Raw genomic sequence first — 25,556 nt, 5'->3', positions numbered from 1 at the left:
AATACAGCGCCTGGAAATCATCGTTCATGTTGGCCAGGATGGCATCGACCAGTACTCGCAATTTGCGCAAGGGATGCGCATCCGGGATGCGTTCCTCCAACGAGCGGTAACTGTACAGAGAGTGCTGTGTGACGTCGGTCTTGCGCATGATGGCGGTGGGAAAGTGGGGCTGATGAAACAACGTTTACCGGCCCGTGATGGTTGACGGGCACGGCGATTAATTCAACACCCTGCTAAGGCTCGAACCGGTCTACTTGTTCTTGTTGATGACGTCGATGAACACGGCCGCCAGCAGCACCAGGCCCTTGATCACTTGCTGGTAATCGATGCCGATGCCCATGATGGACATGCCATTGTTCATCACGCCCATGATGAAGGCGCCGATCACGGCCCCCATCACCTTGCCCACGCCGCCCGAGGCCGAGGCGCCGCCGATGAAGCAGGCGGCGATCACGTCAAGCTCGAATCCCGTGCCCGCCTTCGGCGTGGCGGTGTTCAGGCGCGCCGCGAAGATCAGGCCGGCCAGCGCGGCCAGCATGCCCATGTTGACGAAGGTGTAGAAGCTGACCCGTTCCGTCTTGATGCCGGACAGGCGCGCCGCCTTCTCGTTGCCGCCCACGGCATACACGCGGCGGCCCAGCACGGTGCGGTTGGTAATGAAGGTGTAGGCGACGATCAGCAGCGACATCACGGCCAGCACGTTGGGAAAGCCACGGTACGACGCCAGCAGGTAGCTGAAGTACACCATCACGGCGGCGAACACGCCGTTTTTCAGCAGGAAGAAGGCGCGCGGTTCGTTTTCCATACCGTGTTTCAGTTGCTTGGCACGGCTGCGCAGCGAGGTGATGATCAGCGCCGCAGCGGCGATCACGCCCAGCAGCAGCGACAGGCCGCGCAGATTTTCGCCGCCGAACGGGTCGGGCAGGAAGCCCGAGCTGAGCATCTGGAAGCCTTCCGGGAAGGGGCCGACCGACTGGCCTGCCAGCAGTGCCAGGGTCAGGCCCTTGAATACCAGCATGCCGGCCAAAGTGACGATGAAGGATGGGATCTTGAAAAAGGCGACAAAATACCCTTGCGCGCCGCCGATGACGGCGCCGGCCAGCAGGCAGAGGATGCTGGCAGCGACAAAATTCATCTTGTAGTTGACGATCAGGACGGCCGCCAGCGCACCGACAAAACCGACCACCGAGCCGACGGACAAATCGATATGGCCGGCCACGATGACCATCAGCATGCCCAGCGCCATGATGATGATGTAGCTGTTTTGCAGTACCAGGTTGGTCAGATTCAGCGGCTGCATCAGGGTGCCGTCGGTCATGTACTGGAAGAAGCCCATGATGACGATCAGGGAGAGCAGCATGCCGTAGTCGCGCATATTGTTCTTCAAAAAGCCGGCATAGCTTTTCGCTTGCGGCGCGGCGGCCGGCGTTGCTGGCGCGCCTGCTGTCAGTTTATTGTCCATTGTTTTCTCCGTGTGTAACGATCGCGCGCATGATTCGCTCCTGCGATGCTTCTGCTGCGCTGAGTTCTGCCGCGAAGCGGCCTTCGTTCATGACATAGATCCGGTCGCACATGCCCAGCAATTCCGGCATTTCCGAGGAAATCATGATGATGCATTTGCCTTCGGCGGCCAGCTCGCTGATGATGCTGTAGATCTCGTACTTGGCGCCCACGTCGATGCCGCGGCTCGGTTCATCGAGGATCAGGATGTCGGGACGCGAAAACAGCCACTTCGCCAGCACCACTTTCTGCTGGTTGCCGCCGGACAGGTTGACCACTTTTTGCAGGATGCTCGAGCAGCGTATCTTCAGTTTGCGGCGGAACTCGTCGGCCACGCCAAACTCGCGCGCCTCGTCGATGACCATGCGGGTCGATACCGCGTCCAGGTTGGCCAGGCTGGTGTTCTTCTGGATGTCTTCTTCGAGGATCAGGCCCAGGCCCTTGCGGTCTTCCGTGACATATGCGAGGCCATGGGCGATCGCCTTGCCGATGGTGCTGACGTCGATTTCCTGGCCGTTCTTGAGCACCGTACCGCTGATGCGCTGGCCGTAGGCGCGCCCGAAAATGCTCATCGCCAGTTCCGTGCGCCCGGAGCCCATCAAGCCGGCAATGCCGATGATCTCGCCCTTTTTGGCGTGCATGTTGATGCCCTTGATGACGGGGCGGTCGGCGTGCTCGGGATGGAACACACGCCAGTCGCGCACCTCGAAAATGGTCTCGCCGATGGTGGGCGTGCGCGGCGGATAGCGGTCTGCCATCTCGCGCCCGACCATTTTTTCGATGATGCGGTCTTCGCTGACGGGTTCGACGCGGCAGTCGAAACTGTCGACCGTGTTCCCGTCGCGCAGCACCGTGATGGCATCGGCGACCCGTGAAATTTCATTGAGCTTGTGCGAGATCAGGATCGATGCGATGCCCTGGCGTTTCAGGTCCAGCAGCAGGTCGAGCAGGGCCGCGCTATCGCTCTCGTTCAGGCTGGCCGTCGGTTCGTCGAGGATCAGCAGCTTGACGTCCTTGCACAGCGCCTTGGCGATTTCGATCAACTGCTGCTTGCCCACGCCCAGGTTGGTGATCAGGGTGTCCGGGGACTCTTTCAGGCCGACTTTATGCAGCAGTTCGCGCGTCTTCGTTTGCGCGTATTCCCAGTCGATGACGCCCATGCGGGCCGGTTCGTTGCCGAGAAAGATATTTTCGGCGATTGACAGCAGCGGCACCAGCGCCAGTTCCTGGTGGATGATGATGATGCCGATCTCTTCGCTGTCCTTGATGCCGCGAAAGTGCCGCGTCTGGCCCAGGTAATCGATGTCGCCCGTATAACTGCCATGGCCGTAGACGCCGCTCAGTACTTTCATCAGGGTCGATTTGCCGGCGCCATTTTCGCCGACGATGGCGTGGATCTCGCCGCTGCGCACGCGCAGGTTGACATTGTCGAGCGCAACGACGCCCGGGAATGTTTTGCGTATCCCGCGCATTTCCAGGATAGTGTTCGTCATATAACCTCTCTGGCACGGCCGCACTGGTCGGCATCGGTCGTGCGGCAGTCTTGTTCTGGATAATGCATGAAGCGAAAGGCCCGGCAGCGCCGGGCCTTCAGTACCGTCGATGCTTATTTCACTTGCGCTTCCGTGTAGTAGCCGCTGCCGGTGACGAGCACCTGCTTCCAGTTCGCCTTGTCGACGGTGACCGGTTTCAACAGGTAGGACGGCACCACCTTGACGCCGTTGTTATAGGTCTTGGTATCGTTGACAGTCGGTACCTTGCCCGACATCATGGCGTCGACCATGTTTGCCGTTACCTTGGCCAGTTCGCGCGTGTCCTTGAACACGGTCGATGCCTGTTCGCCGCGGATGATCGATTTCACCGACGGGATTTCCGCATCCTGGCCCGTCACGACGGGGAACGGCTGCTTCGGCGTGCCGTAGCCGACGCCCTTCAGCGACGACAGGATGCCGATGCTCAAGCCGTCATACGGCGACAGCACCGCATCGACGCGCGCATTGCCGTAGTAGGCGCTGAGCAGGTTGTCCATGCGCGCCTGTGCCACGGCGCCGTCCCAGCGCAGGGTGGCGACCTTTTCCATGCCCATCTGCTTCGAACGGACCACCAGCTTGCCGCTGTCGATGTACGGTTTCAGGACCGACAGCGCACCGTTGTAGAAGAAGTGCGCATTGTTGTCGTCGGCCGAGCCGCCGAACAGTTCGATATTGAAGGGGCCCTTGCCTTCCTTGAGTTTCAGCGCCGATTCGATATAGCCCGCTTGCAGTACGCCGACCTGGAAGTTGTCGAAGGTGGCGTAGTAATCGATGTTTTTCGTACCGCGGATCAGACGATCATACGAGATGACCTTGATGCCCTTGTCGGCCGCCTTTTGCAGCACGTTCGACAAGGTGGTGCCGTCGATGGCAGCGATCACCAGCACTTTGGCGCCCTTGGTGATCATGTTTTCTACCTGCGCCAGCTGGTTCGGGATATCGTCGTCGGCAAACTGCAAGTCCGTCTTGTAGCCGCGCTCCTTGAATACCTTCACCATGTTGTCGCCGTCGGCGATCCAGCGCATGGACGACTTGGTCGGCATCGAGATGCCGATGGCGCCCTTGTCAGCGGCGCTTGCCACGGGTATTACAGCCATGCCGGAGATGGCCAGCGCCAGGCTCGCGGTCAGCATTTTCATTGTTGTTTTCATTTCAGGTCTCCACCGTCTTCGATAGTTGAATGTGCCAGGGCCGTCGTCCCAGTGGGCGGGCTCCGTGCGGATGGCCGATTGCAGGCCACGGCTGATACTAGTTTGTCCATCCATCCCCCACCAATCACTTTTTTCGCATCGGCGATATCCAAAACGGTATCGATAAGCAGATTGACGCAATGCGCCATGCCCCCCGTTCCCGTCCGCATACAGGGTGGGAACGAGGGCAGGATTGCGGCTTTTTTTGGTGCGCTGCAATACCAATAATCATCATCCAATTTGGTGATTTTCGTAATTGCGGCAACACAGACCGGCGCGCAGAATCGGTCCGAACTTGAAGACCAGTCATCCCGTCACGCTCTTTTGAAAGCCGCCATGCTGCCGATTTCTCCCGCTTCCCTGTTACCCGCTGACGTAGCGCAGTCCCTCCTCATCGGCCGCATCTGGCGTGATGGCCCATGCGTCGTCGCCGTGCGCAGTGGTGAAGTGGTTGACATTACACAGACGGTAGCGACGGTGGCCGAGCTGTTCGAACGCAGCGATGCGCTCGATATCGCCCGCCATGCACCGGGTATCGCGCTCGGCCCCGTGCAGGTGCTGCTGGAGCAGGCGCTGGCCGCGCCAGCGGGCGAGCCGCTGCTGCTGGCACCGTGCGACTTGCAGGCCGTCAAGGCCTGTGGCGTGACCTTCGCCGTCAGCCTGCTCGAACGGGTGATCGAGGAACAGGCCGGCGGCGACGCGGCACGCGCGGCGAGCCTGCGCGCCGCCCTGCAAATGACCCTGGGCGGCGACCTGTCGGCATTAAAACCCGGCTCGGAGGCGGCGCAGCGCCTGAAACAGCAGCTGCAGCAGCGCGGCGCCTGGTCGCAATACATGGAAGTGGGCATCGGCCCCGATGCGGAAGTGTTTACCAAGGCGCAGCCGATGTCGTCGGTGGGCTGCGGCGCGCAAGTGGGCTTGCTGCCATCGTCCGCCTGGAACAACCCGGAGCCGGAGATCGTCCTGGCCGTGAACAGCTGCGGTGAGGTACTGGGGGCCACCCTGGGCAACGACGTCAATTTGCGCGATATCGAAGGGCGCAGCGCCCTGTTGCTGGGCAAGGCCAAGGATAACAATGGCTCCTGCGCCATCGGCCCCTTCATCCGCCTCTTCGACGAGGGTTTTACGCTCGAGACCGTGCGCCAGGCGGAAGTGTCGCTGCTGATCGAGGGCGCGGACGACGGCTTTGTCCTCGAAGGCGCCAGCTTCATGCGCGAGATCAGCCGCGATCCGCTGGACCTCGTGCGCCAGACGGCAGGCCAGTACCACCAGTATCCGGACGGTTTCATGCTGTTCCTGGGCACCATGTTCTCGCCCGTAAAGGACCGCGGTGTGCAGGGCGGCGGCTTTACGCACCACCTGGGCGACCGGGTCACCATCGCCAGCGCCGCGCTGGGCGCGCTGGTCAACGAAGTGCAGCGCTGCGATGCGATCCCTCCCTGGACGTTCGGCGTGCGCGCGCTGTACCAGAACCTGGCCCGTCGCGGTTTGCTTTGATCCGATTTTTCTAAAAAAGAGAGACACCATGCAGCATGCAACTTACCCCAGCCTGGCAGGTCAGCACGTCGTCATCACGGGCGGCGGCACCGGCATCGGCGTGGCCATCGTCGAAGCGTTCGCGCGCCAGGGCGCACGGGTCACTTTCCTCGATATCGCCAGTGAACCCTCGCGCGCGCTGGAAGCCAGGTTGGCGGAACTGGCGCAGCCGCCTGTTTTCCGCTATTGCGACCTGACGGACCTGGGCGCACTCGCTGCCACCTTCGCCGAGATTGAGCACAGCGCGGGCGCCACGGATATCCTCATCAACAATGCGGCCAACGACGACCGTCACCAGTTGCAGGACGTCACGCCCGCTTACTGGGACGAGCGCATCGCCGTGAACCTGCGCCACCAGTATTTCTGCGCCCAGGCAGTGGCGCCTGCCATGCGTGCCAAGGGCAACGGCGTGATCCTCAACCTGGGATCGATATCCTGGCACCTGGCACAAGCGAACCTGTCGATCTACATGACGGCGAAAGCCGGCATCGAGGGCCTGACCCGTGGCCTGGCGCGCGATCTGGGCGTGCATGGCATCCGCGTCAACTGCATCATTCCCGGGGCAGTACGCACGCCGCGCCAGGAAAAGCTGTGGCACACGCCGGAAGCGGAAGCGGTGATCCTGCAGGGACAATGCCTGCAAACGCGCGTGGAGCCGGAAGACGTGGCGGCGCTGGCGCTGTTCCTCGCGTCCGACAATGCGGCCAAGTGCGCGGGACGCGAATACTACGTCGACGCAGGCTGGTACGGCGCATGAGTACCCCAGGCAATCGCCCGGCACGGCGCTTCCGCTCGCAGGACTGGTTCGACAATCCCGAGCACATCGACATGACAGCGCTGTACCTGGAACGCTTCATGAACTACGGGATCACGGCCGAGGAGCTGCGTTCGGGCAGGCCCATCATCGGCATTGCACAAAGCGGCAGCGACATCAGTCCCTGCAACCGCATTCACCTGGAACTGGCGCAGCGCGTGCGCGACGGCATCCGCGATGCGGGCGGCATCCCGATGGAATTCCCGCTGCATCCGATCTTTGAAAATTGCCGCCGCCCCACCGCCGCGCTGGACCGGAACCTGGCGTATCTTGGCCTGGTGGAGATCTTGCACGGCTATCCGATCGACGCCGTGGTGCTGACGACGGGTTGCGACAAGACCACGCCGGCCCAGCTGATGGCTGCCGCCACGGTAGACATTCCCGCCATCGTGCTGTCGGGCGGTCCCATGCTCGACGGCTGGATGGACGGTGAACTGGTGGGTTCTGGAGCCGCCATCTGGAAGGGCCGCCGCCAGCTGTCTGCCGGCTTGATCGACAACGACAAATTCCTGCAGATCGCCGCCGCCTCGGCGCCGTCGGCCGGCCACTGCAACACCATGGGCACGGCATCGACCATGAATGCGCTGGCCGAAGCGCTGGGCGTGTCGCTGACGGGCTGCTCGGCTATTCCCGCGCCGTACCGCGAACGGGGCCAGATCGCCTATGCCACGGGGCGGCGCATCGTCGACCTGGCGTTCGAGGATGTGCGCCCGTCGAGCATCCTCACGCGCGCAGCATTTTTGGACGCCATCATCGTCAACGCGGCCATCGGTGGCTCCACCAACGCGCAACCGCATCTGATGGCCATGGCCCGCCATGCGGGCGTGGAACTGCATTCGAGCGACTGGATGGAACATGGCTACGACGTGCCGCTGCTATTGAACATGCAGCCGGCCGGGAAGTATTTGGGCGAGCGCTTCCACCGCGCTGGCGGCGTGCCTGCCGTGATGTGGGAGTTGCAGCAGGCGGGTTTGCTGCACGCGGAGCGCCCCACCGTGACGGGCCAGACGATGGCGGCCAATCTGGCCGGGCGTGAAAGCGCGGACCGCGAGATGATCCGCCCGTTTGCCGCGCCCTTGAAGGAAAAGGCCGGTTTCATGGCCTTGCAGGGCAACCTGTTCGACTTCGCCATCATGAAGACCAGCGTGATCTCGCCCGCTTTCCGCGAGCGCTACCTGTCGCGACCCGGCAGCGAAGGCGTGTTCGAGGCGCGCGCCATCGTCTTTGACGGTTCTGCCGACTACCACGCGCGCATCAACGACCCGACATTGGCGATTGACGACAGCTGCATGCTGGTCATGCGCGGCGCCGGCCCCGTGGGCTGGCCCGGTTCGGCCGAAGTGGTCAACATGCAGCCACCCGACGCCTTGCTGAAGGCGGGCATTTTGAACTTGCCGACCCTGGGCGACGGGCGCCAGTCGGGCACCTCGGACAGCCCTTCGATCCTGAACGCCTCGCCGGAAAGCGCCGTCGGTGGCGGCCTGGCGCTGCTGCGCACGGGCGACATCGTCCGCGTGGACTTGAGCGCAGGCCGCTGCGACATGCTGGTCGATGCCGTTGAGCTGGCGCGCCGCGCCCAGGAGCTGCCGCCGCCCGTCAATGACAGCGCCACGCCGTGGCAGGAGCTCTACCGCGCCAGCGTGGGCCAGCTGGAAACGGGCGCCTGCATGGAGCTGGCGCTGAAATACCGCGCCGTGGGGCAAACGCTGCCGCGCCACAATCACTAGTTTATTTGTTGTTCGTTGTACCCCGCAGTTAAAAAATGTAGCTAAAAAATCCAATAAGGAGACACGTAATGAACAAGATCATCAGTGCAGCCATCATGACCGCCATGCTGGCATTGAGCAGCAGCGCCGCCCTGGCCGATGCGAAAAACCCGAAGATCGGCTTTTCCATCGACGATTTGCGCGTAGAGCGCTGGACGCGTGACCGCGATTTCTTCATCGCCGCCGCCGAGAAACAGGGCGCCAAGGTGTTCGTGCAGTCGGCAGACGCCAGCGAACAGCGCCAGATTTCGCAGATCGAAAACCTGATCTCGCGCGGTGTGGACGTGCTGGTGATCGTGCCGTTCAACGCCACAGTCCTCAACAACACCGTCAAGGAAGCGAAAAAGGCTGGCATCAAGGTGCTGTCGTATGACCGCCTGATCCTGAACGCCGATATCGACGCGTATATCTCGTTCGACAACGAGAAAGTGGGCGAGATGCAGGCCGAAGGGGTGACCAAGCTGCAGCCGAAGGGCAATTACTACCTGCTGGGCGGCTCGCCGACCGACAACAACGCCAAGATGCTGCGCGAAGGCCAGATGAAAGTACTTAAACCGTTCATCGACAAGGGCGACATCAAGATCGTCGGCCAGCAGTGGGTGAAGGACTGGAGCGCCACCGAAGCGCTGTCCATCGTGGAAAACGCGCTGACGGCCAACGGCAACAAGATCGACGCCATTGTCGCTTCGAACGACGGCACGGCCGGCGGCGCCATCCAGGCCCTGGCCGCGCAAAAACTCGCTGGCAAGGTGCCTGTCTCGGGCCAGGACGCCGATCTGGCGGCGGTGAAACGTGTGATCGCCGGCACGCAGTCGATGACCGTCTACAAACCGCTGAAAACCATCGCTTCGGAAGCGGCCAAGCTGGCCATCCAGCTGGCGCGCAATGAAAAGCCGGCCTACAACTCCAGCTATGACAACGGCCTGAAAAAGGTCAACACCGTGCTGCTCAAACCAACGCCCTTGACCAAGGCGAACGTGAACATTCTCGTCGATGACGGTTTTTATACCAAGGCGCAATTGGGTAATTGATCACCCGCTTGATGTCGGGTTACGCGCTGCGCGCCAACCCGACTTACTCCTTCCTGGTGAATGAATGTGAGCTCAGATGTCTGAATATCTGCTTGAAATGAAAGGCATCGTCAAACAGTTTGGCGGTGTCCGCGCGCTTGACGGCATTGATTTGCAGGTGCGGGCCGGTGAGTGCATCGGCTTGTGCGGCGAGAATGGCGCCGGCAAGTCGACCCTGATGAAGGTGCTGTCCGGCGTCTACCCGCACGGTACCTGGGATGGCGACATCCTGTGGGATGGCCAACCTCTGCGCGCGCAGTCGATCCGCGACACGGAAGACGCGGGCATTATCATCATCCACCAGGAACTGATGCTGGTGCCGCAGTTGTCCGTGGCCGAGAATATCTTCATGGGCCGCGAGCTCACCTTGCCCGGCGGGCGCATGCATTATGCGGCCATGTACAAGCGCGCCGACGAGCTGCTGCGTGAATTGAAGATACCCGAACTGAACGTGGCGCAGCCCGTGATGAATTACGGCGGCGGCCACCAGCAGCTGGTGGAAATCGCCAAGGCGCTCAACAAAAATGCGCGCTTGCTGATTCTGGACGAACCGTCGTCATCGCTGACGGCGTCGGAAATCGCCGTGCTGCTCGATATCCTGCGCGCACTGAAAGCCAAGGGCGTCACCTGCATCTATATTTCGCACAAGCTCGATGAAGTGGCGGCCATCTGCGACACCATCGTCGTCATCCGCGACGGCAAGCATATCGCCACCACGCCGATGGCGCAGATGAATGTGGAACGCATCATCGCGCAGATGGTGGGCCGCGAAATGAGCCAGCTGTATCCGCAGCGTACGAAAAAAGACGCGATCGGCGAGGTGTTGTTCGAGGCGCGCCACGTCACCTGCATCGATGCCGACAACCCGCAGCGCAAGCGTGTCGACGATGTCTCGTTCACCCTGCGCAAGGGCGAGATCCTCGGCATCGCCGGCCTGGTGGGGGCGGGGCGCACGGAGCTCGTCTCGGCCCTGTTCGGCGCCTACCGGGGGCCGTGCCAGGCCGAAGTATGGCTCGATGGACGCAAGATCGATACCCGCTCGCCGCAAAAGGCAATTGCCATGGGCCTGGCTATGGTGCCGGAAGACCGCAAGCATCACGGCATCGTGCCCGACCTGGACGTGGGCCAGAACATCACCCTGGCCGTGCTGGAAGAATTCGCGCGCGCCACGCGCATCGATGGCGAGGCGGAATTGACGGCCGTGCGCGGCGAGATCGCCCAGCTGGAACTGAAGGCCGCCAGCCCGTCGCTGCCCATTACGAGCCTGTCGGGCGGCAACCAGCAAAAGGCCGTGCTGGCCAAGATGCTGCTGACGCGCCCGCGCGTCTTGATCCTCGACGAGCCCACGCGCGGCGTGGACGTGGGTGCCAAATATGAAATCTACAAATTGATGCTGGCGCTGGCCGACCGCGGCGTGGCCATCATCATGGTCTCGTCGGAACTGGCCGAGGTGCTGGGCGTGTCCGACCGCGTGCTGGTGATGGGCGAAGGCCGGTTGCGCGGCGACTTTATCAACGATGGCCTGAGCCAGGAAACCGTGCTGGCGGCGGCGCTGGACCAGCGCCCGGCGCCAGGCACCAACACTGCACACAAGGAACCTGCCGCATGAATACGCATAGCGTGAAACAACTCTTTACCCAGTACAAAATGCTGGCCCTGCTGATCGCCGTGGCGCTGATCTGGGCCGTTTTTTCGTGGAAGACGGAGGGCAGTTTCCTCACGCCGCGCAACCTGTCGAACCTGCTGCGCCAGATGTCCGTCACCGGCATCCTCGCCTGCGGCATGGTGCTGGTGATTATCGCCGGCGAGATCGATCTGTCGATCGGTTCCCTGCTGGGGCTACTGGGCGGCATCGCCGCCGTGCTGGACGTGACGCAGCACTGGCCGCTGGCGCTGAACCTGGCGGCCGTACTCGGCTGCGGCCTGGTGATCGGCCTCTTGAATGGCTACCTGACGGCCTACCGGGGCATCCCGTCCTTCATCGTGGGCCTGGGCGGCATGCTGGCGTATCGCGGCATCCTCTTGGGCATTACGGGCGGCATCACGATTGCGCCCGTCTCCGAGCCGATGGTGACCCTGGGGCAGGGCTATCTGCCTGCCTTGCCCGGCGTCGTGCTGGGCATCGGCCTGTTCCTGCTGGCCGCCTTCTTGACGTGGCGCGGGCGCGCCAGCCGCGCGCAGCATGGCTTGCAGCAGACGGCGCCCTGGGCCGACGGCTTGCGCCTGGCCGTCATCGGCGCCGTGCTGTATGCCTTCGTGCAGACCCTGAACGGCTATGAAGGCATCCCGCTGCCCGTGCTGTTGCTGCTGGCCTTGCTGGGACTGTTCAGCTACATTACCAGCCAGACCGTGTTCGGCCGCCGCATCTACGCCGTGGGCAGCAATATGGAAGCGACGCGCTTGTCCGGCATCAACGTGAAAGCCGTCAAGCTGTGGATCTTCGGCATCATGGGCCTGATGTGCGCGCTGGCGGGCCTGATCAACACGGGCCGCCTGGCGGCCGGTTCGCCCTCGGCCGGCACCTTCAGCGAACTCGATGCCATCGCCGCCTGCTTCATCGGTGGCACCTCGATGCGCGGCGGCTCGGGCACCGTGTACGGCGCCCTGATCGGCGCGCTGGTGATGGCCAGCCTGGATAACGGCATGTCCATGCTGGACGTGGACACCTACTGGCAGATGATCGTGAAAGGCAGTATCCTCACCCTCGCCGTGTGGGTCGATGTTAGCACGCGCGCCGGACGCCGCTAGCGGGCCCCGAAAGGCCTGGCTGCCACATGGAGGAGACACCAGCATGAAGTTACCGACCGCGCACCGGATCGCGCTGCTGTTTAACGGGAATAAAATCTACGACCGCGACATCATCGCGGGCATCGCCGCCTACCTGAACACCACGCGCGTGTCGTGGGATCTGTTCCTGGAAGAGGATTTTCGTTGCCGCCTGCCTGGTATCGAACGCTGGCAGGGCGACGGCATCATCGCCGATTTCGACGATCCCGCCGTCTGCGCGGCGCTGGCGCACAGCCGCCTGCCCGTGGTGGCCGTGGGCGGCTCGTATGCGTGTGCCGAGGACTACCCGGCCAGCATCCCGTATGTGGCGACCGATAATTTCAAGATCGTCAAGCTGGCCTATGAGCACCTGGTGGAAGCTGGCTTGACGCGCTTTGCCTGTTTCAGCCTGCCCGAGGCCGATGTCAACCGCTGGGCGCAGGAGCGCGAAACGGCGTTTTGCACATTGATGCAGCGCGACCACATGCGCGCCGACGTGTACCGGGGCGTCGCCACCAGCGCGCCCGCGTGGGATGAAGCGGTGGAGCAGCAGATCGCCTGGCTCAACAGCCTGGAAAAACCCGTCGGCATCATCGCCGTCAGCGATGCGCGTGCGCGCCAGCTGCTGCAAGCGTGCATGCACGCGGGCATCGCCGTGCCGGAGCAAGTCGCCCTGATCGGCATCGACAACGACCCGCTGGCGCGCATGCTCACACGCATTCCATTGAGTTCGGTGATCCAAGGCACGGAGGAAATGGGCCGCACGGCGGCGCATTTGCTGCACCAAATGCTCAACGGCGCGCGCCTGTCCGGCACGCGCATCCTGGTGCCGCCGGCCGGTTTGAACGTGCTCGCGTCTACGCGCCACCAGCCCTTCCAGCATCCGCAGGTGATGCAGGCGCGCCACTTCATCCGCCAGTATGCCTGCCAGGGCATCAAGACGGAGCAGGTGGCCGATTACGTGGGCGTATCGCGCTCCTCGCTCGAAGCGCACTTTCGCCACGAACTGGGGCGCAGCGTGCACGATGAAATCCTGCATTTCAAGCTCGATGCGGCCAAGACCTTGCTGGCGCGTGGGCCGGGGCAGGTGGCCGAGGTGGCCGTGCGTTGCGGCTTTACCACGGCGCAGTACATGCATGCCGTCTTCAAGCGCGAACTCGGTTGCACGCCGCGCGAATTCCAGCAGCGCAGCCAGCCACCGCCCGCCCCCGGACAGGCGCCATGATGCACACCCTGCGCAATGCGCGCGGCATGCGCGTGGCCATCGACGCGCATGATGCTTGCGTGCGGGCCTGGTGGGCACCCGACCGCTATGGCCGCCTGGCCGATGTGCTGGGTGCGGCGCCCCCTGCGGCGCGTACGCCCACGGGCTGGCAGTGTGCGCCGCCGGAGGGCGGCCACTTGCTGTTGCGCCTGACACTAGACGGTCTGTCGGTGCGCCTGGCTTACCGGCTCGACGACGATGGCAGCCTGCACCTCGACTGCGTCGCCACGGCCGAGACGTTTTCGCGTTTTGCGCTTGCAGCACCCCGCTTCAATCTGCAGGGCAGGGGGGCCGCCGTGGCCGACCATGTGCTGCGCCTTGCTGCCGATCGCTATTGGCCAGGGGGCCGTGCGGGCGAGGTGCCGCTCGATGTCGCGGGCAGCGCCTTTGACTTCCGCCAGCCGGCGCCGCTCGCTTCGCGCCTGGCCTGGCCGGCGCTGGCGCATTTCACTGGGTTCCGGCATGACTTTTATTGGACGTGCAGCGGCCAGCTGCGCGAGGCGGCGCGGGTTGCCGACCCCGCTTCCGGCCGGGTCTTGCGCTTTTCCAGTACCCAGGGCAGTTGCCATTTGTATTCCGATACGCGCTGTTTTTCGCTGCTGGCGCAGGGCGTGGAAGTACAGCCGGGACAGGTGATGCGCTTCAAGCTCGCCTACCGGCTGGGCGTGCAGGATATCGATGCGTTTGACATATCCGAACCGGTATCAATGATGTCAAATAAGTGATTGGTCAGATATGCGGGGCAGTTCTACCATGGGGTAGTTTTTCCCTCATTTATTTTTGCCCTTAACGACGCTGCCAACCTGCCCATGAACATACTCACCATCGATGCCGGCACCACCAATACGCGTACCTTGCTGTGGCGCGCAGGCGCCGTCATCGCCCAGGCGCAGCTGGAAACGGGCGTGCGCAATACCGCCATCGATGGCCATAACGGTGCGCTGAAACAGGCGCTGCGCGATACCATCGCCAGCGTGCTGGCCAGCGCGGGGATCGCGCCGTCCGAGGTGGCCCTGGCGCTGGCCTCGGGCATGATCACCTCGCCCATGGGCGTGCAGGAAGTGCCGCACTTGCCGGCGCCTGCCGGCCTGGCCCAGCTGGCGCAAGGCATGCAGGCGGTGGACTTGCCCGACGTGCTGGCGCAGCCCCTGTGGCTGATCCCCGGCGTGCGCAACCAGCATGGCGCCGTCGGCCTGCATAACGTCGAGGCGATGGACATGATGCGCGGCGAAGAGACGGAAGTCGTCGCGCTGCTCGAGCGCTTGCAATTGCGCGGCGCGGCGACCCTGATCATGCCCGGTTCACATACCAAACTGATCAGCGTGGACGAGCAGCGCCGCATCCTCGGCTGCAGCACCACCATCGCGGGCGAGCTGCTGCAGGCGATCACGCAGCACACCCTGATCAAGCAATCGGTCGATGGCGGTTTTGCGCAAACCCTGGTGCCGAAAATGCTGCTGGCCGGCGCGGCGGCGGCGCAAAAAACGGGACTGGCGCGCGCCTGCTTCAGCGTGCGTACCCTGGGCCAGTTCAGCGCTGTCGAATGCAATGAGCGGGCCAATTTCCTGATGGGCGCTGTCCTCAGCGGCGACTTGCTGGCGCTGCGCAACAGCACCGCGATCCAGATGCGGCCCGATACGCCGCTCGTCATTACGGGCAAGCCCATGTTGCGTCAGGCGCTCGGCCTGCTGATCGAAGAACACGGATTTTTTTATGGCAAGCGCATCATCGTCGACGACCAGCAGCAAGACTATCTGGCCGGTCACGGTGCGTTGCTGATCGCCGCCGCGCGCGGCTTGATTTCCCGGCAGGAGACGGTATGAGTGACAACAAGAACAAGCGTCCCTTGCGTTCGCAAGCGTGGTTTGGCGGCGACGACAAGGACAGTTTCATTCACCGCAGCTGGATGAAGAACCAGGGTTATCCCGGCGACGCCTTCGATGGCCGGCCCGTCATCGGCATTTGCAATACCTGGTCCGAGCTGACGCCCTGCAATGGCCATTTCCGCGACCTGGCCGAGATGGTCAAGCGCGGCGTGCTCGAAGCGGGCGGCTTTCCCGTCGAATTTCCCGTGATGTCGCTGGGCGAGACGAATTTACGGCCGACGGCCATGTTGTTCCGTAACCTGGCCAGCATGGATGTCGAGGAGTCGATCCGCGCCAATCCGATCGACGGCGTGGTGCTGCTGACGGGCTGCGACAAGACCACCCCGGCGCTGCTGATGGGCGCGGCCAGCGTGGACTTGCCCACTATCGTGCTGTCGGGCGGCCCCATGCTGAATGGCAACTATCGCGGCAAACCGATCGGTTCGGGCACCGACGTGTGGAAGTTTTCCGAGGACGTGCGCGCCGGGCGCATGACCTCAAACGAATTCAAGCAGGCCGAATCGTGCATGTCGCGCTCCGCCGGCCATTGCATGACCATGGGCACGGCGTCCACCATGGCCAGCATGGTCGAGGCGCTGGGCGTGACCCTGCCCGGCAACGCCGCCATTCCCGCCGTCGACGCGCGCCGCAAGCTGCAGGCGCAGCTGACGGGCCGGCGCATCGTCGACATGGTGCATGAAGACCTGAAACTGTCGCAGATCCTCACGCGCGACGCGTTTGAAAACGCCATCATGGTCAATGGCGCCATCGGCGGCTCGACGAATGCCGTGATCCACCTGCTGGCCATTGCCGGGCGCATCGGCGTCGACATGCGCCTGGCCGACTGGGACCGCCTGGGCCGCGACATTCCCTGCCTGCTCAACCTGATGCCGTCGGGCCAGTATCTGATGGAAGATTTTTACTATGCGGGCGGCCTGCCCGTGATCATCCGCGACTTGCTGGACAAATTGCATGGCGAGGCGCTCACTGTCACGGGCGCCAGCATGGCTGTCAACGTGGCCGAAGCGGAAAATTTCAATCCCGAGGTGATCACGCCGCTGGCGCAGCCATTCAAGGACGAGGGCGGCATCGCCATCCTGCATGGCAACCTGGCCCCGCGCGGCGCCGTCATCAAGCCTTCCGCCGCTTCGCCGGAACTGATGCAACACCGTGGCCGCGCCGTCGTCTTCAATAGCATCGAGCATTATAAAAAGCGCGTCGACGATCCCGCGCTCGATATCGACGCCAGCTGCGTGATGGTGCTGCAAAATTGCGGCCCGCAGGGCTATCCAGGCATGGCCGAAGTGGGCAATATGGGGCTGCCGAAAAAATTGCTGGAGCAGGGCGTGCGCGACATGGTGCGCATCTCGGATGCGCGCATGAGCGGCACGGCCTACGGCACGGTGGTGTTGCACGTGGCGCCAGAAGCGGCCGTGGGCGGGCCGCTGGCGCTGGTGCGCGATGGCGACATGATTGAACTCGACGTGGCGGGACGGCGTTTGCACCTGGACGTCGACGAGGCCGAGCTGGCGCGCCGGCGCGCAGAGTGGCGCGCTCCCGAGCCGGCCATGAAGGGCGGCTACCAGTCGATGTACATCAAGCACGTGACGCAGGCCGACGAAGGCGCGGACCTGGACTTCCTCGTCGGTTGCCGTGGCTCGGCAGTACCACGCGAATCTCACTGAAAGAAGGAACAGACATGGGGACACGGGCCCAATTACTGGTCGATGCGCAGAACTTCCTGGGCGAGGGCGTGCGCTGGTGCGAACGCAGCGGCCGCGTTTTCTGGACGAATATCGAAGGCTGCCAGTTGCATGCGCTGGTGCTGGCCACGGGCGAACGCCAGAGCTGGGCCATGCCCGAGCGCCTGGCGTGTTTCGCGCTGACGGACAACGACGACGTGCTGCTGCTCGGTCTGGCTTCGCGCCTGGCCTGGTTTGACGCGCTTAGCGGGGCCGTCACGCCCTTGCACACGCTGGAGGGGGACTTGCCCATGACGCGCCTGAACGATGGCCGCTGCGACCGCCAGGGACGCTTTGTCTTCGGCACGCTCGATGAGCGCCCGTGCCGCGATGCGATCGCCAGCTTCTACCGCCTCAACCTGGACTTGACGCTGGAGCGCTTGCCGCTGCCGCCGGTCGCCATCTCGAACAGTATCTGCTTCAGCGTCGATGGCACGGCCATGTATTTTTGCGACTCGATGAAGAAGGCGATCTACCGCTGGGACGATTACCTGGGGGGCGACGCCAGCCGGGTACGCGTCTTTGCCGTGCTCGATTCCGGTCCCGGCGCGGCCGACGGCGCCACCATCGATGCGCACGACCACCTGTGGAGCGCGCAGTGGGGCGCCGGCAGGGTCTTGCGCTTCGCGCCGGATGGCAGGGTCGAGCGCGCGATCACCTTGCCCGTGTCGCAGCCCAGTTGCGTGAGCCTGGGCGGGCCGCACTACGACGAATTGTTCGTCACCACCGCTCAGGAGAGTTTGACGTCGGCGCAGCTGGCAAGCGAACCGCTGGCCGGGGGATTGTTTCATGCGCGCCAGGTGGACGTGCGCGGTTTGCCGGAAGTGCGCTTTGGCGCCCTGCCGGCCTGACAGGAGAGAGCAGATGCAAAAACACACGGTTTTCGAGGGCATCCTCGAACGGGGCATGGTGGGCATCGTGCGCGCCCCTTCGGCGCAGGCGGCCTTGCAGATCGCCGAGGCGTGCATCGCCGGCGGTATCACGGCGCTGGAAGTGGCGTTCACCACGCCCGATACCCTGGGCGTGCTGCGCACCCTGCGCGAACGCCATGGCGACGAAGTTTTGCTGGGCGCGGGCACGGTGCTCGATACCGAGACGGCGCGCGCCGCCATCCTGGCCGGTGCCCAGTTCATCATCTCGCCCGGCGTGAATGTAGAAACCATCGCGCTGTGCCAGCGCTACCAGGTGCTGGCCATGCCGGGGGCGATGACGCCGACGGAAATCGTCACGGCCCTGCAGGCGGGCGCCGACATCGTCAAGGTCTTCCCCGCCGAGATGTTCGGTCCCGCCTACATCAAGGCTCTGCGCGCGCCCTTGCCGCAGGCGCCGTTGATGCCCACGGGCGGCGTGACGGTGGAGAACCTGCATGCATGGTTCGCCAGCGGCGCCGTGGCCGTGGGCATCGGCAGCAGCCTGAGTGGCCCTGGCGCCACGGGCGACTATGCGGCCGTGACGGCGCGCGCGCAAGCCTTCGTGGCGAAGATGGCGGCCGTGCGTTCTCAGAGTAGTGTCCTTGTGATAAAACCGTAGCGAGCGGCAGTGAGTTGTGGCTGAGAAGCGGAGCAGTGCGAATGCACAGTGAGCATCGGAGGCCGCAAATCGCACCGCGCAGCAGGTTTTTTCTGCTACGCTAGGCGGGCAATGTCGCACGCCTGACTACGACCCGAATATGCCCAACATCGCCCGCATCCTGCAAGACAGCCGCATCATCGCCATCGTCGGCATGTCCGACAAGCCCGAACGCGCCAGCCATGAAGTGGCCGATTACCTGCTGCAGCATGGCTATCGCGTGCTGCCCGTCAATCCGACCCTCGCCGGTAAGGAAGTGCTGGGCCAGCGCGCCTATGCCACCCTGACGGAGGCCGCAGCTGCTGTGGCGCCGGCGCGCATCGATATCGTCGATTGCTTCCGCAAGTCCGAGGATATCTTGCCCATCGCCGAGGAAGCCATCGCCGTCAAGGCGGGCTGTGTGTGGCTGCAGCTCGATATCGTCAACGAGGCGGCGGCGCAGCTGGCGCGGGCGGCTGGGCTGGAGGTGGTCATGGACCACTGCACGAAAATTGAGCACCGCAAGCTGGCGGTGACGGCATGAAGGCGCGTACGCAATTCCGTGCCGGCCACGGCTTCGACCTGAACGAGGATTTCGCCGGCAAGCGCCTGCTGGGCGCTGCCACCAAGGCGGCGAACAAAAAGCTGACGGCGGCCCAGTGCAAGGCCCTGGACCGCGAGGAAACCGTGGCGCTGACGGCGCAGATCGCCGAGTGCCAGAGCATGCTGTATGCACAGCACAAGAAAAAGCTGCTGCTGGTCCTGCAGGGCATGGATACCTCGGGCAAGGATGGTACAGTCAAGGCCATTTTCAGCAATATCAACCCGATGGGCATCCGCGCCGTGGCGTTCAAGGGCCCCACCGATATCGAACTGGCGCACGATTACCTGTGGCGTGTGCACCAGCACGTGCCCGTGAAGGGCGAGATCGCCATCTTCAACCGCAGTCATTACGAAGATGTGCTGATCACGCGCGTGCAGGACATGATCGACAAGGCCGAATGCCAGCGCCGCTACGCGCAGATCCGCGATTTCGAGCGCATGCTGAGCGAAACGGGCACCGTCATCCTGAAAGTCTTCCTGCATATCTCGAAGGATGAGCAACGGGGGCGGCTGCAGGAGCGGCTCGACGATCCCGACCGTCAGTGGAAGTTCGATCCCAACGACATCGCCCAGCGCAAGAAGTGGGATGGCTACCAGCGCGCCTATGAAACCGCGATCCGCGAGACCGATGCCGATCACGCGCCATGGTACGTTGTGCCGTCCAATTCCAAGACCCAGCGCAACCTGGTGGTCGCCTCGCTGCTGCTGGAAACGCTGCAGGGCATGAAGCTGGAATACCCGGCGCCGGACCCGAAACTGTCGTCTTTCAAGGTCGAGTAGTTCCATACTCCGCCTGCGGAATCCGCCGCGCTGTGGCATAGTATCCCTCGTCGATAATTCAAACCAGACCGGAGATCCATATGCTGCAGTTGAAAGATCCTACCTTGTTGCGTCACCAGGCTTACGTGAATGGAGCCTGGGCTGATGCCGACGGTGGCCAGACGATTAACGTGAGCAATCCCGCCACCGGCGAGCATATCGGCACGGTGCCCCTGATGGGCGCAGCCGAGACGCGCCGCGCCATCGAGGCGGCCAATGCCGCCTGGCCTGCCTGGCGCAAGAAGACGGCCAAGGAACGCGCGGCCGTGCTGCGCCGCTGGCATGACCTGATCCTGGAAAACGCCGACGACCTGGCGCTGATCATGACCACCGAGCAGGGCAAGCCCTTGCCGGAAGCGAAGGGGGAAGTACAGTTCGGTGCTTCGTTCATCGAGTGGTTTGCCGAAGAAGGCAAGCGCGTCGCGGGCGATACCCTGCAATCGCCGTGGCCGGACCGCCGCCTGGTCATCACCAAGGAGCCGATCGGCGTGTGCGCCGCCATCACGCCGTGGAATTTCCCCGCCGCCATGATCACGCGCAAAGTCGGCCCAGCCCTGGCAGCCGGCTGTCCGATGGTCTTGAAACCGGCCGAAGCAACACCGTTTTCCGCGCTGGCGCTGGCCGTGCTGGCCGAGCGCGCGGGCGTGCCCGCCGGGGTGTTCAGCATCGTCACCGGTGCGCCGAAAGACATCGGCGGCGAAATGACGTCAAACCCCATCGTGCGCAAGCTGACGTTTACGGGTTCGACCCAGGTGGGCCGTTTGCTGGCCGAACAATGCGCGCCAACGATCAAGAAGCTGTCGCTGGAACTGGGCGGCAATGCGCCGTTCATCGTCTTCGACGACGCCGACCTGGACGCGGCAGTGGAAGGCGCCATCGCCTCGAAATACCGCAATGCGGGCCAGACCTGCGTCTGCGCCAACCGCCTGTACGTGCAGGACAGCGTATATGACGCGTTTGCCGAGAAGCTGGTGGCTGCCGTGGCCAAGCTGAAGGTGGGCAATGGCATCGAGGCAGGCGTCACGCAAGGCCCGCTGATCGACGCCAAGGCCGTCGCCAAGGTGGAAGAGCACGTGGCTGACGCCTTGGCCAAGGGCGGCCGGCTGCTGGCCGGCGGCAAGCGCCATGCGCTGGGCAACGGCTTCTTCGAGCCGACCATCATCGCCGCCGTGACGAACGACATGCGTGTGGCCACCGAAGAAACCTTCGGTCCGCTGGCGCCGCTGTTCCGCTTCAAGACGGACGATGAAGTCATCGCGCTGGCCAACAACACGGAATTCGGCCTGGCCGCCTACTTCTATTCGCGCGACATCGGCCGCATCTGGCGCGTGGCGGAATGCCTGGAAACGGGCATGGTTGGCGTCAACACGGGCCTGATCTCGAACGAGATCGCGCCCTTCGGCGGCGTCAAGCAATCTGGCCTGGGCCGTGAAGGGTCGACCTATGGTATCGAGGATTATCTCGTTATCAAATACATCTGCATGGGCGGCATCTAAGGCAGCTTAACGTGAACCGCGGCGCGCAGCCAACCTGTCCAGCATGCCCTTGACCGCTTCCATCTGCGTGCCGCTCTTGCGGTAAAAATCCGGGTCGATCGGATTGATGCTGGTGTAGCCCCAGAAATCCCAGCAGCCTTTCGGGTTGTACGGGTAGATGGGGCTCGGTTCGGCCTGCGGATACAGCACGATGATCTTGTTGGCGTCCGCCACCTGGTTGTAGCCGGTGGTGGTGTAGAAGCGGTTGCCGATGGCTTGCGTCGTTTGCAGGCAGCCGTGGAAGACCACATGCACGCGGCAGCTCTCGCTGTCGCAGGCTTTCGGGATGTAGGCGTAGCCCGTATTGCTCATGCTGGAGTACGCGCTCTGGATGAAGCTGCGCTGGTTGAATGCGATCAGCCTGCCCGTCAAGGTGGTCGACGAAGGCTGCAGGTCCGGGTACAGGTGCTGCAGGATGTCGCGCGCCTGCACGAAGTCGCAGTCATTGATGAACGGCGAGTCCGTCACGGCGCAGGGCTTGTCCTGATTGCTGTCGGTCAGGATGGCATGGCCCGCGCCGACCGTATCGACGAAGCGGATCTGCGCCGCCGGCGTGCCCGCCAGTTGATAGAATTTTTCCACCTGCTCCACCACCGGCCGCGTCACGGTCTGGTCTTTCGTTCCGCTGAACAGATATACGCGCTGGCGTTTCAGGTTGGCCGTGTCGTCGATGAGACGGGCGCGCGCAAAATCGTTCGCCGCGCGCAGCAATTCGCTGGCGACAGGCGGCGCCACCTGTGCGCTGCCCGGATTCATGCAGGTGGTCAGGGCATTCGTCAAATAGGGAATGTAGGGAAAGCGGCCCGGCTGACCCGAGCAGCAATACGGGCCGCCGGCGATGATGCCGGCGCCGGCGACAGTGGCCGAGTAGGCGACGGCAAATTGCGCCGCCATGAAGCCGCCCGAAGACAGGCCCGATACGGTGGTCTGGCTCAGGTCAGCCTGGTAGGCGGGCAGGGCGGGGGCATCCCTGGTCGCGGCGGGCTTGACGGCTTTGGCAGCCGTGGCGGCATGCGCGCCGCCAGGCGCCAGGATGAGCAGGCTGGCGGCCAGCAGGGCGGTGGTTAGTGTGGTCAGGTGCGCGGTCAGGTGCGGGAAGGACATGGCTACTCCACAAGGCAAGGACAGGAAGGCCGAGCATAGGTAAAAAAACTGTGTATTGGGCAAGTACTGCACGGTCGTTGATATCGCTCAAGCAATCGCTGTTGTTGTGGCCCTCATACGCGTGCGCGGCGTTTGGCATAGAATGGTTTTTTTTCCTTTTCAACCATGGTGCCCTTCATGTCCAAGACCTTTGCCCAGCTGTTTGCGCTGACCACCCTTGCCGCCGGCGTTGGCATGAGCGTTCCAGCCCATGCTGCCGAAACCGTCACCGCTGCTGCCGCGCCAGCCGCCTGCCCCGCCATCCTCAAGCAAACGTTCAACCGTTTGCAGGATGAAACGCCGCAAAACCTGTGCCAGTACGCGGGCAAGGTCGTGCTGGTGGTGAATACGGCCAGTTATTGCGGTTTTACCAATCAATACGAAGGGCTGGAAGCGCTGTACGCGAAGTACGGTAGCAAGGGCCTGGTGGTGCTGGGCTTCCCGTCGAACGATTTCGGCAAGCAGGAGCCCGGCAACAGCAAGGAAATCGCCGATTTTTGTTACAACACCTATGGCGTGAAGTTCCCCATGTTTTCGAAGTCCGTCGTTTCCGGTTCCACGCCGAATCCGCTGTACGTGGACCTGATCAAGCAGACGGGCAAGACGCCTGCCTGGAATTTCCATAAATACCTGATCGACCGCCACGGTAAAGTGGTGGAAAGCTTCCCCAGCAAGGTGACGCCGGACGACAAGAAACTCGTTGGCGCGTTGGAAAAAGCGCTGGCAATGTAAGTTGCCGACATACAAGCAGGCCTGCGCGCTTGCTTTTTTTAATGCCGTGCTTGTCGTCTTGCCATCATTGTCTTAAGCTGCTTGTTCGCGTTGGTCTTCATAAAGGAGAGCATCATGGCGTATGTTGATGGATTTGTGGTTCCCGTGCCGAAGGCCAAGCTCGATACCTATCTGGCCATGTCGCGCGCCTGCGGCGAATTTCGCGAATGCGTGGGAGACGATGTCAAGCCGGCCAAGCTGCCGTTCGATGGCAAGCGGATGATCTACGGCGGCTACGAGATGCAAGTTGACATCAAGTAATCAGTTTTGCTGCCATCGCCCCGCGCAGGGCATTGCACACGACGATGGCTTCCGCTTGCGCCAGCATGGCGCGCGTGATGACGGTTTCCTGCGCATTCCAGGCGGGATCGGCCAGCATGGCCGCGCGCTGCACGCCCGGCAGCAAGCCGCAGGACAAGGGGGGCGTGTGCCAGTGGCCGTCCAGCCGGACGAAGACATTGCTGCGCCCGCCTTCCGTCAGCTCACCCCGCTCGTTAAAGAACAGCATGTCGAAGCCCCCTTGCGCCTCGGCCGCGCGCCAGGCCGCGTCATAGTGCGCGCGCACGCTGCTCTTGTGGCGCAGGAACAGGTCGTCGGCAATCGTGGCGTCGGGCGCCAGCAGGATGTTCACGGTCTCCGGCAAGGGCGTCAGGGCGCCGCTTTGCAGCGTGAACTGGCCATCCTGGCGCAGCGCCAGGCGCAGGCGGAAGGGGGCATCGTCGGAGCGCGCCGCGCAGGCCGTCTGCAGCGCCGTGCGGGCAGCGTCCGCATTCCAGGCAAAACCGAAGTAGGCGCAGGAAGCGGCCAGGCGCGCCAGGTGCCGCTCTTGCTGGCGGCAGCCACCGGCGCGGCTGGCGTGCAGGGTCTCGAACAGTTCGAAGTCGTTGCTCAGCCCCGTCAGGAAGCGGGCCTTGAGCTGGCATTCCGCAAATTCCTCTTGCGGATCGCTGTCGAGCACGATGCCGGCGCCCACGCCCATTTCGCCGCGCCGGATGCCGCCAGGGCCAGCCGCTTGCAGGGCCAGCGTGCGGATCGGCACGGACATGCAGAAGTCGCCCACCGCGTGGGCAGCGCCGTTGGCCGGAGGATCGAACCAGCCGATGGCACCCGTGTAGATGCCGCGCGGCGCCGCTTCCAGTTCGGCGATGATTTCCATGGTGCGCCGCTTGGGCGCGCCCGTGATCGAGCCGCACGGATACAAGGCCTGGAAGATGTCGGCCAGGTTGGCATCGCCGCGCAGGCGCGCTTGCACGGTGGAGGTCATTTGCAGCACGCTGCTGTAGCGCGTCACCTGGAACAGGGCCGGCACCTTGACGGAGCCCGTGGCGGCGATACGGCCGATGTCGTTGCGCAGCAGGTCGACGATCATCAGGTTTTCCGCGCGGTTCTTCGGATCATTGGCCAGGGCGGCGGCGCGGCGCACGTTTTCTTCCATTTGCTCAGGCGGGGCGGCCGGCGCCGTGCCTTTCATGGGACGCGCCATCAATTCGCCTTGCGCATGGCGCACGAACAGCTCCGGCGACAGCGACAGCAGGGCGCCGCCATCGGGCAGCATCACCAGTGCGCCATACGGCACGGGCTGGCGCGCGCGCAGCCGCGCATACAGGGCCGGGGGCGAACCGAAGGCGTCGAAGCGCAAACGAAAGGTGTAGTTGACCTGATAGGTGTCGCCGGCCACGATGTAGTCGTGGATGCGGTGCAGCGCGCGCGTGAATTCGGCCTGATCCACATTCGCGCGGATGCCGGCGATGCCGGCCGGCGTTGTCGTCGCCGGCGTCTGATCGGCCAGCCACTGCAGCAGCTCTTCCTGCGAGAGCTGATTACAGTGTTCAAAGACGAGCACTTGCGCCAGCGGCGGCGCATCGATGCCGGCCGCGCGCGGCGGCATGGCCAGCAAGTGCGCCCCCAGCTCGTAGCTGCATACGCTGACGGCGTACTGGCCGCGTTTTAAAGCCGCTTGCAGCCCTTCGAGCAGGGCTGGCCACCCATCTCCTTCGGTGCACTGCAAGACCGCCGCCAGGCCCGTGTACAGGCGCGAACCGGCGCCTGGCGTGCTGGCGTCGTCGAGCAGGGCGAAACAGTCGGTATGCAT

Annotated in this window: 22 protein-coding genes and 1 pseudogene; 17 read left to right on the top strand and 6 right to left on the bottom strand. The window is 63.6% G+C overall.

The features are described from left to right. From CSZ94_RS28595 to chvE, 4 genes and pseudogenes are all read right to left on the bottom strand, one after another. Positions 1–148 (bottom strand): annotated as a pseudogene (locus CSZ94_RS28595) (IS5/IS1182 family transposase); the annotation flags it as partial. Between the two features lie 102 nt (positions 149–250). Continuing rightward, on the bottom strand, positions 251–1,462 hold the full coding sequence (gene mmsB / locus CSZ94_RS10550; RefSeq protein ID WP_102121452.1) for a multiple monosaccharide ABC transporter permease: 1,212 nt from the start codon (positions 1,460–1,462) through the stop codon (positions 251–253). Then, positions 1,452–2,993 (bottom strand): multiple monosaccharide ABC transporter ATP-binding protein, encoded by a 1,542-nt coding sequence (gene mmsA / locus CSZ94_RS10545; RefSeq protein ID WP_102121451.1) that lies wholly within the window; start codon positions 2,991–2,993, stop codon positions 1,452–1,454. The genes mmsB and mmsA overlap by 11 nt, the downstream gene beginning before the upstream one ends. Positions 2,994–3,106: 113 nt before the next feature. Then, positions 3,107–4,129, bottom strand: coding sequence for a multiple monosaccharide ABC transporter substrate-binding protein (chvE, locus tag CSZ94_RS10540; protein ID WP_258000905.1), 1,023 nt, complete (start codon positions 4,127–4,129; stop codon positions 3,107–3,109). Positions 4,130–4,558: 429 nt separating this feature from the next. On the opposite strand from chvE, the gene CSZ94_RS10535 reads away from it, so the two are divergent. The 15 genes from CSZ94_RS10535 to gabD all read left to right on the top strand — a co-directional run bounded on the left by CSZ94_RS10535 (position 4,559) and on the right by gabD (position 21,511). Then, on the top strand, positions 4,559–5,719 hold the full coding sequence (locus tag CSZ94_RS10535) for a fumarylacetoacetate hydrolase family protein (RefSeq protein WP_102121460.1): 1,161 nt from the start codon (positions 4,559–4,561) through the stop codon (positions 5,717–5,719). A 28-nt stretch (positions 5,720–5,747) separates the two neighbouring features. After that, positions 5,748–6,515 (top strand): SDR family NAD(P)-dependent oxidoreductase, encoded by a 768-nt coding sequence (locus tag CSZ94_RS10530; protein WP_102121448.1) that lies wholly within the window; start codon positions 5,748–5,750, stop codon positions 6,513–6,515. Continuing rightward, positions 6,512–8,299 (top strand): IlvD/Edd family dehydratase, encoded by a 1,788-nt coding sequence (locus CSZ94_RS10525; protein ID WP_102121447.1) that lies wholly within the window; start codon positions 6,512–6,514, stop codon positions 8,297–8,299. Before CSZ94_RS10530 ends, CSZ94_RS10525 begins: the two co-directional genes overlap by 4 nt. 95 nt (positions 8,300–8,394) lie before the next feature. Beyond that, on the top strand, positions 8,395–9,369 hold the full coding sequence (xylF, locus tag CSZ94_RS10520) for a D-xylose ABC transporter substrate-binding protein (protein ID WP_102121459.1): 975 nt from the start codon (positions 8,395–8,397) through the stop codon (positions 9,367–9,369). A gap of 76 nt (positions 9,370–9,445) precedes the next feature. Then, on the top strand, positions 9,446–11,017 hold the full coding sequence (xylG, locus tag CSZ94_RS10515) for a D-xylose ABC transporter ATP-binding protein (RefSeq protein ID WP_102121446.1): 1,572 nt from the start codon (positions 9,446–9,448) through the stop codon (positions 11,015–11,017). Further along, complete coding sequence (locus tag CSZ94_RS10510; RefSeq protein WP_102121445.1) at positions 11,014–12,156, top strand: sugar ABC transporter permease; 1,143 nt, start codon at positions 11,014–11,016, stop codon at positions 12,154–12,156. The genes xylG and CSZ94_RS10510 overlap by 4 nt, the downstream gene beginning before the upstream one ends. A 43-nt stretch (positions 12,157–12,199) precedes the next feature. Further along, on the top strand, positions 12,200–13,399 hold the full coding sequence (locus CSZ94_RS10505) for a XylR family transcriptional regulator (protein ID WP_102121444.1): 1,200 nt from the start codon (positions 12,200–12,202) through the stop codon (positions 13,397–13,399). After that, entirely contained in the window at positions 13,396–14,163 is a 768-nt protein-coding gene (locus tag CSZ94_RS10500; protein WP_102121443.1) for an aldose epimerase family protein, read from the top strand. Before CSZ94_RS10505 ends, CSZ94_RS10500 begins: the two co-directional genes overlap by 4 nt. An 84-nt stretch (positions 14,164–14,247) precedes the next feature. Next, complete coding sequence (locus CSZ94_RS10495) at positions 14,248–15,261, top strand: 2-dehydro-3-deoxygalactonokinase (protein ID WP_102121442.1); 1,014 nt, start codon at positions 14,248–14,250, stop codon at positions 15,259–15,261. Next, on the top strand, positions 15,258–16,988 hold the full coding sequence (gene araD / locus CSZ94_RS10490) for an L-arabinonate dehydratase (RefSeq protein WP_102121441.1): 1,731 nt from the start codon (positions 15,258–15,260) through the stop codon (positions 16,986–16,988). Before CSZ94_RS10495 ends, araD begins: the two co-directional genes overlap by 4 nt. 14 nt (positions 16,989–17,002) lie before the next feature. Continuing rightward, entirely contained in the window at positions 17,003–17,896 is an 894-nt protein-coding gene (locus tag CSZ94_RS10485) for an SMP-30/gluconolactonase/LRE family protein (RefSeq protein WP_102121440.1), read from the top strand. A 13-nt stretch (positions 17,897–17,909) separates the two neighbouring features. After that, positions 17,910–18,575 (top strand): bifunctional 2-keto-4-hydroxyglutarate aldolase/2-keto-3-deoxy-6-phosphogluconate aldolase, encoded by a 666-nt coding sequence (locus CSZ94_RS10480; RefSeq protein WP_102121439.1) that lies wholly within the window; start codon positions 17,910–17,912, stop codon positions 18,573–18,575. 139 nt (positions 18,576–18,714) lie between these two features. Further along, positions 18,715–19,137 carry a CoA-binding protein gene (locus tag CSZ94_RS10475; RefSeq protein WP_102121438.1) on the top strand — a complete coding sequence of 141 codons (423 nt, stop codon included), beginning with the start codon at positions 18,715–18,717 and terminating at the stop codon, positions 19,135–19,137. Then, the gene (locus CSZ94_RS10470; RefSeq protein WP_102121437.1) at positions 19,134–19,976 is read left to right on the top strand and encodes a PPK2 family polyphosphate kinase; all 843 of its coding nucleotides are present in this window, start codon (positions 19,134–19,136) and stop codon (positions 19,974–19,976) included. The genes CSZ94_RS10475 and CSZ94_RS10470 overlap by 4 nt, the downstream gene beginning before the upstream one ends. An 80-nt stretch (positions 19,977–20,056) precedes the next feature. Beyond that, the gene (gene gabD / locus CSZ94_RS10465; protein ID WP_102121436.1) at positions 20,057–21,511 is read left to right on the top strand and encodes an NADP-dependent succinate-semialdehyde dehydrogenase; all 1,455 of its coding nucleotides are present in this window, start codon (positions 20,057–20,059) and stop codon (positions 21,509–21,511) included. 6 nt (positions 21,512–21,517) lie between these two features. Here gabD and CSZ94_RS10460 read toward each other — a convergent pair whose 3' ends face one another. Continuing rightward, complete coding sequence (locus CSZ94_RS10460) at positions 21,518–22,654, bottom strand: extracellular catalytic domain type 2 short-chain-length polyhydroxyalkanoate depolymerase (protein WP_102121435.1); 1,137 nt, start codon at positions 22,652–22,654, stop codon at positions 21,518–21,520. 177 nt (positions 22,655–22,831) lie between these two features. Here CSZ94_RS10460 and CSZ94_RS10455 point away from each other — a divergent pair, with 177 nt between their 5' ends. Together CSZ94_RS10455 and CSZ94_RS10450 are read left to right on the top strand one after the other, a co-directional pair. Further along, complete coding sequence (locus CSZ94_RS10455) at positions 22,832–23,425, top strand: glutathione peroxidase (protein WP_102121458.1); 594 nt, start codon at positions 22,832–22,834, stop codon at positions 23,423–23,425. Positions 23,426–23,539: 114 nt separating this feature from the next. Continuing rightward, complete coding sequence (locus CSZ94_RS10450; RefSeq protein ID WP_102121434.1) at positions 23,540–23,725, top strand: DUF1428 family protein; 186 nt, start codon at positions 23,540–23,542, stop codon at positions 23,723–23,725. Here CSZ94_RS10450 and pabB read toward each other — a convergent pair. Then, on the bottom strand, positions 23,718–25,556 hold the full coding sequence (gene pabB, locus CSZ94_RS10445; protein WP_102121433.1) for an aminodeoxychorismate synthase component I: 1,839 nt from the start codon (positions 25,554–25,556) through the stop codon (positions 23,718–23,720). The two genes, CSZ94_RS10450 and pabB, sit on opposite strands and share 8 nt — an antisense overlap.

This window comes from Janthinobacterium sp. ROICE36 (genome assembly GCF_002869965.1).
Classification (GTDB): domain Bacteria; phylum Pseudomonadota; class Gammaproteobacteria; order Burkholderiales; family Burkholderiaceae_D; genus Janthinobacterium.
This window is presented reverse-complemented; position numbering and strand designations above follow the sequence as displayed.

Coding starts and splice junctions, on each gene's coding strand:
- mmsB (WP_102121452.1), bottom strand. CDS start 1,462: ATGGACAATAAACTGACAGCAGGCGCGCCAGCAACGCCGGCCGCCGCG.
- mmsA (WP_102121451.1), bottom strand. CDS start 2,993: ATGACGAACACTATCCTGGAAATGCGCGGGATACGCAAAACATTCCCG.
- chvE (WP_258000905.1), bottom strand. CDS start 4,129: ATGGCTGTAATACCCGTGGCAAGCGCCGCTGACAAGGGCGCCATCGGC.
- CSZ94_RS10535 (WP_102121460.1), top strand. CDS start 4,559: ATGCTGCCGATTTCTCCCGCTTCCCTGTTACCCGCTGACGTAGCGCAG.
- CSZ94_RS10530 (WP_102121448.1), top strand. CDS start 5,748: ATGCAGCATGCAACTTACCCCAGCCTGGCAGGTCAGCACGTCGTCATC.
- CSZ94_RS10525 (WP_102121447.1), top strand. CDS start 6,512: ATGAGTACCCCAGGCAATCGCCCGGCACGGCGCTTCCGCTCGCAGGAC.
- xylF (WP_102121459.1), top strand. CDS start 8,395: ATGACCGCCATGCTGGCATTGAGCAGCAGCGCCGCCCTGGCCGATGCG.
- xylG (WP_102121446.1), top strand. CDS start 9,446: ATGTCTGAATATCTGCTTGAAATGAAAGGCATCGTCAAACAGTTTGGC.
- CSZ94_RS10510 (WP_102121445.1), top strand. CDS start 11,014: ATGAATACGCATAGCGTGAAACAACTCTTTACCCAGTACAAAATGCTG.
- CSZ94_RS10505 (WP_102121444.1), top strand. CDS start 12,200: ATGAAGTTACCGACCGCGCACCGGATCGCGCTGCTGTTTAACGGGAAT.
- CSZ94_RS10500 (WP_102121443.1), top strand. CDS start 13,396: ATGATGCACACCCTGCGCAATGCGCGCGGCATGCGCGTGGCCATCGAC.
- CSZ94_RS10495 (WP_102121442.1), top strand. CDS start 14,248: ATGAACATACTCACCATCGATGCCGGCACCACCAATACGCGTACCTTG.
- araD (WP_102121441.1), top strand. CDS start 15,258: ATGAGTGACAACAAGAACAAGCGTCCCTTGCGTTCGCAAGCGTGGTTT.
- CSZ94_RS10485 (WP_102121440.1), top strand. CDS start 17,003: ATGGGGACACGGGCCCAATTACTGGTCGATGCGCAGAACTTCCTGGGC.
- CSZ94_RS10480 (WP_102121439.1), top strand. CDS start 17,910: ATGCAAAAACACACGGTTTTCGAGGGCATCCTCGAACGGGGCATGGTG.
- CSZ94_RS10475 (WP_102121438.1), top strand. CDS start 18,715: ATGCCCAACATCGCCCGCATCCTGCAAGACAGCCGCATCATCGCCATC.
- CSZ94_RS10470 (WP_102121437.1), top strand. CDS start 19,134: ATGAAGGCGCGTACGCAATTCCGTGCCGGCCACGGCTTCGACCTGAAC.
- gabD (WP_102121436.1), top strand. CDS start 20,057: ATGCTGCAGTTGAAAGATCCTACCTTGTTGCGTCACCAGGCTTACGTG.
- CSZ94_RS10460 (WP_102121435.1), bottom strand. CDS start 22,654: ATGTCCTTCCCGCACCTGACCGCGCACCTGACCACACTAACCACCGCC.
- CSZ94_RS10455 (WP_102121458.1), top strand. CDS start 22,832: ATGTCCAAGACCTTTGCCCAGCTGTTTGCGCTGACCACCCTTGCCGCC.
- CSZ94_RS10450 (WP_102121434.1), top strand. CDS start 23,540: ATGGCGTATGTTGATGGATTTGTGGTTCCCGTGCCGAAGGCCAAGCTC.
- pabB (WP_102121433.1), bottom strand. CDS start 25,556: ATGCATACCGACTGTTTCGCCCTGCTCGACGACGCCAGCACGCCAGGC.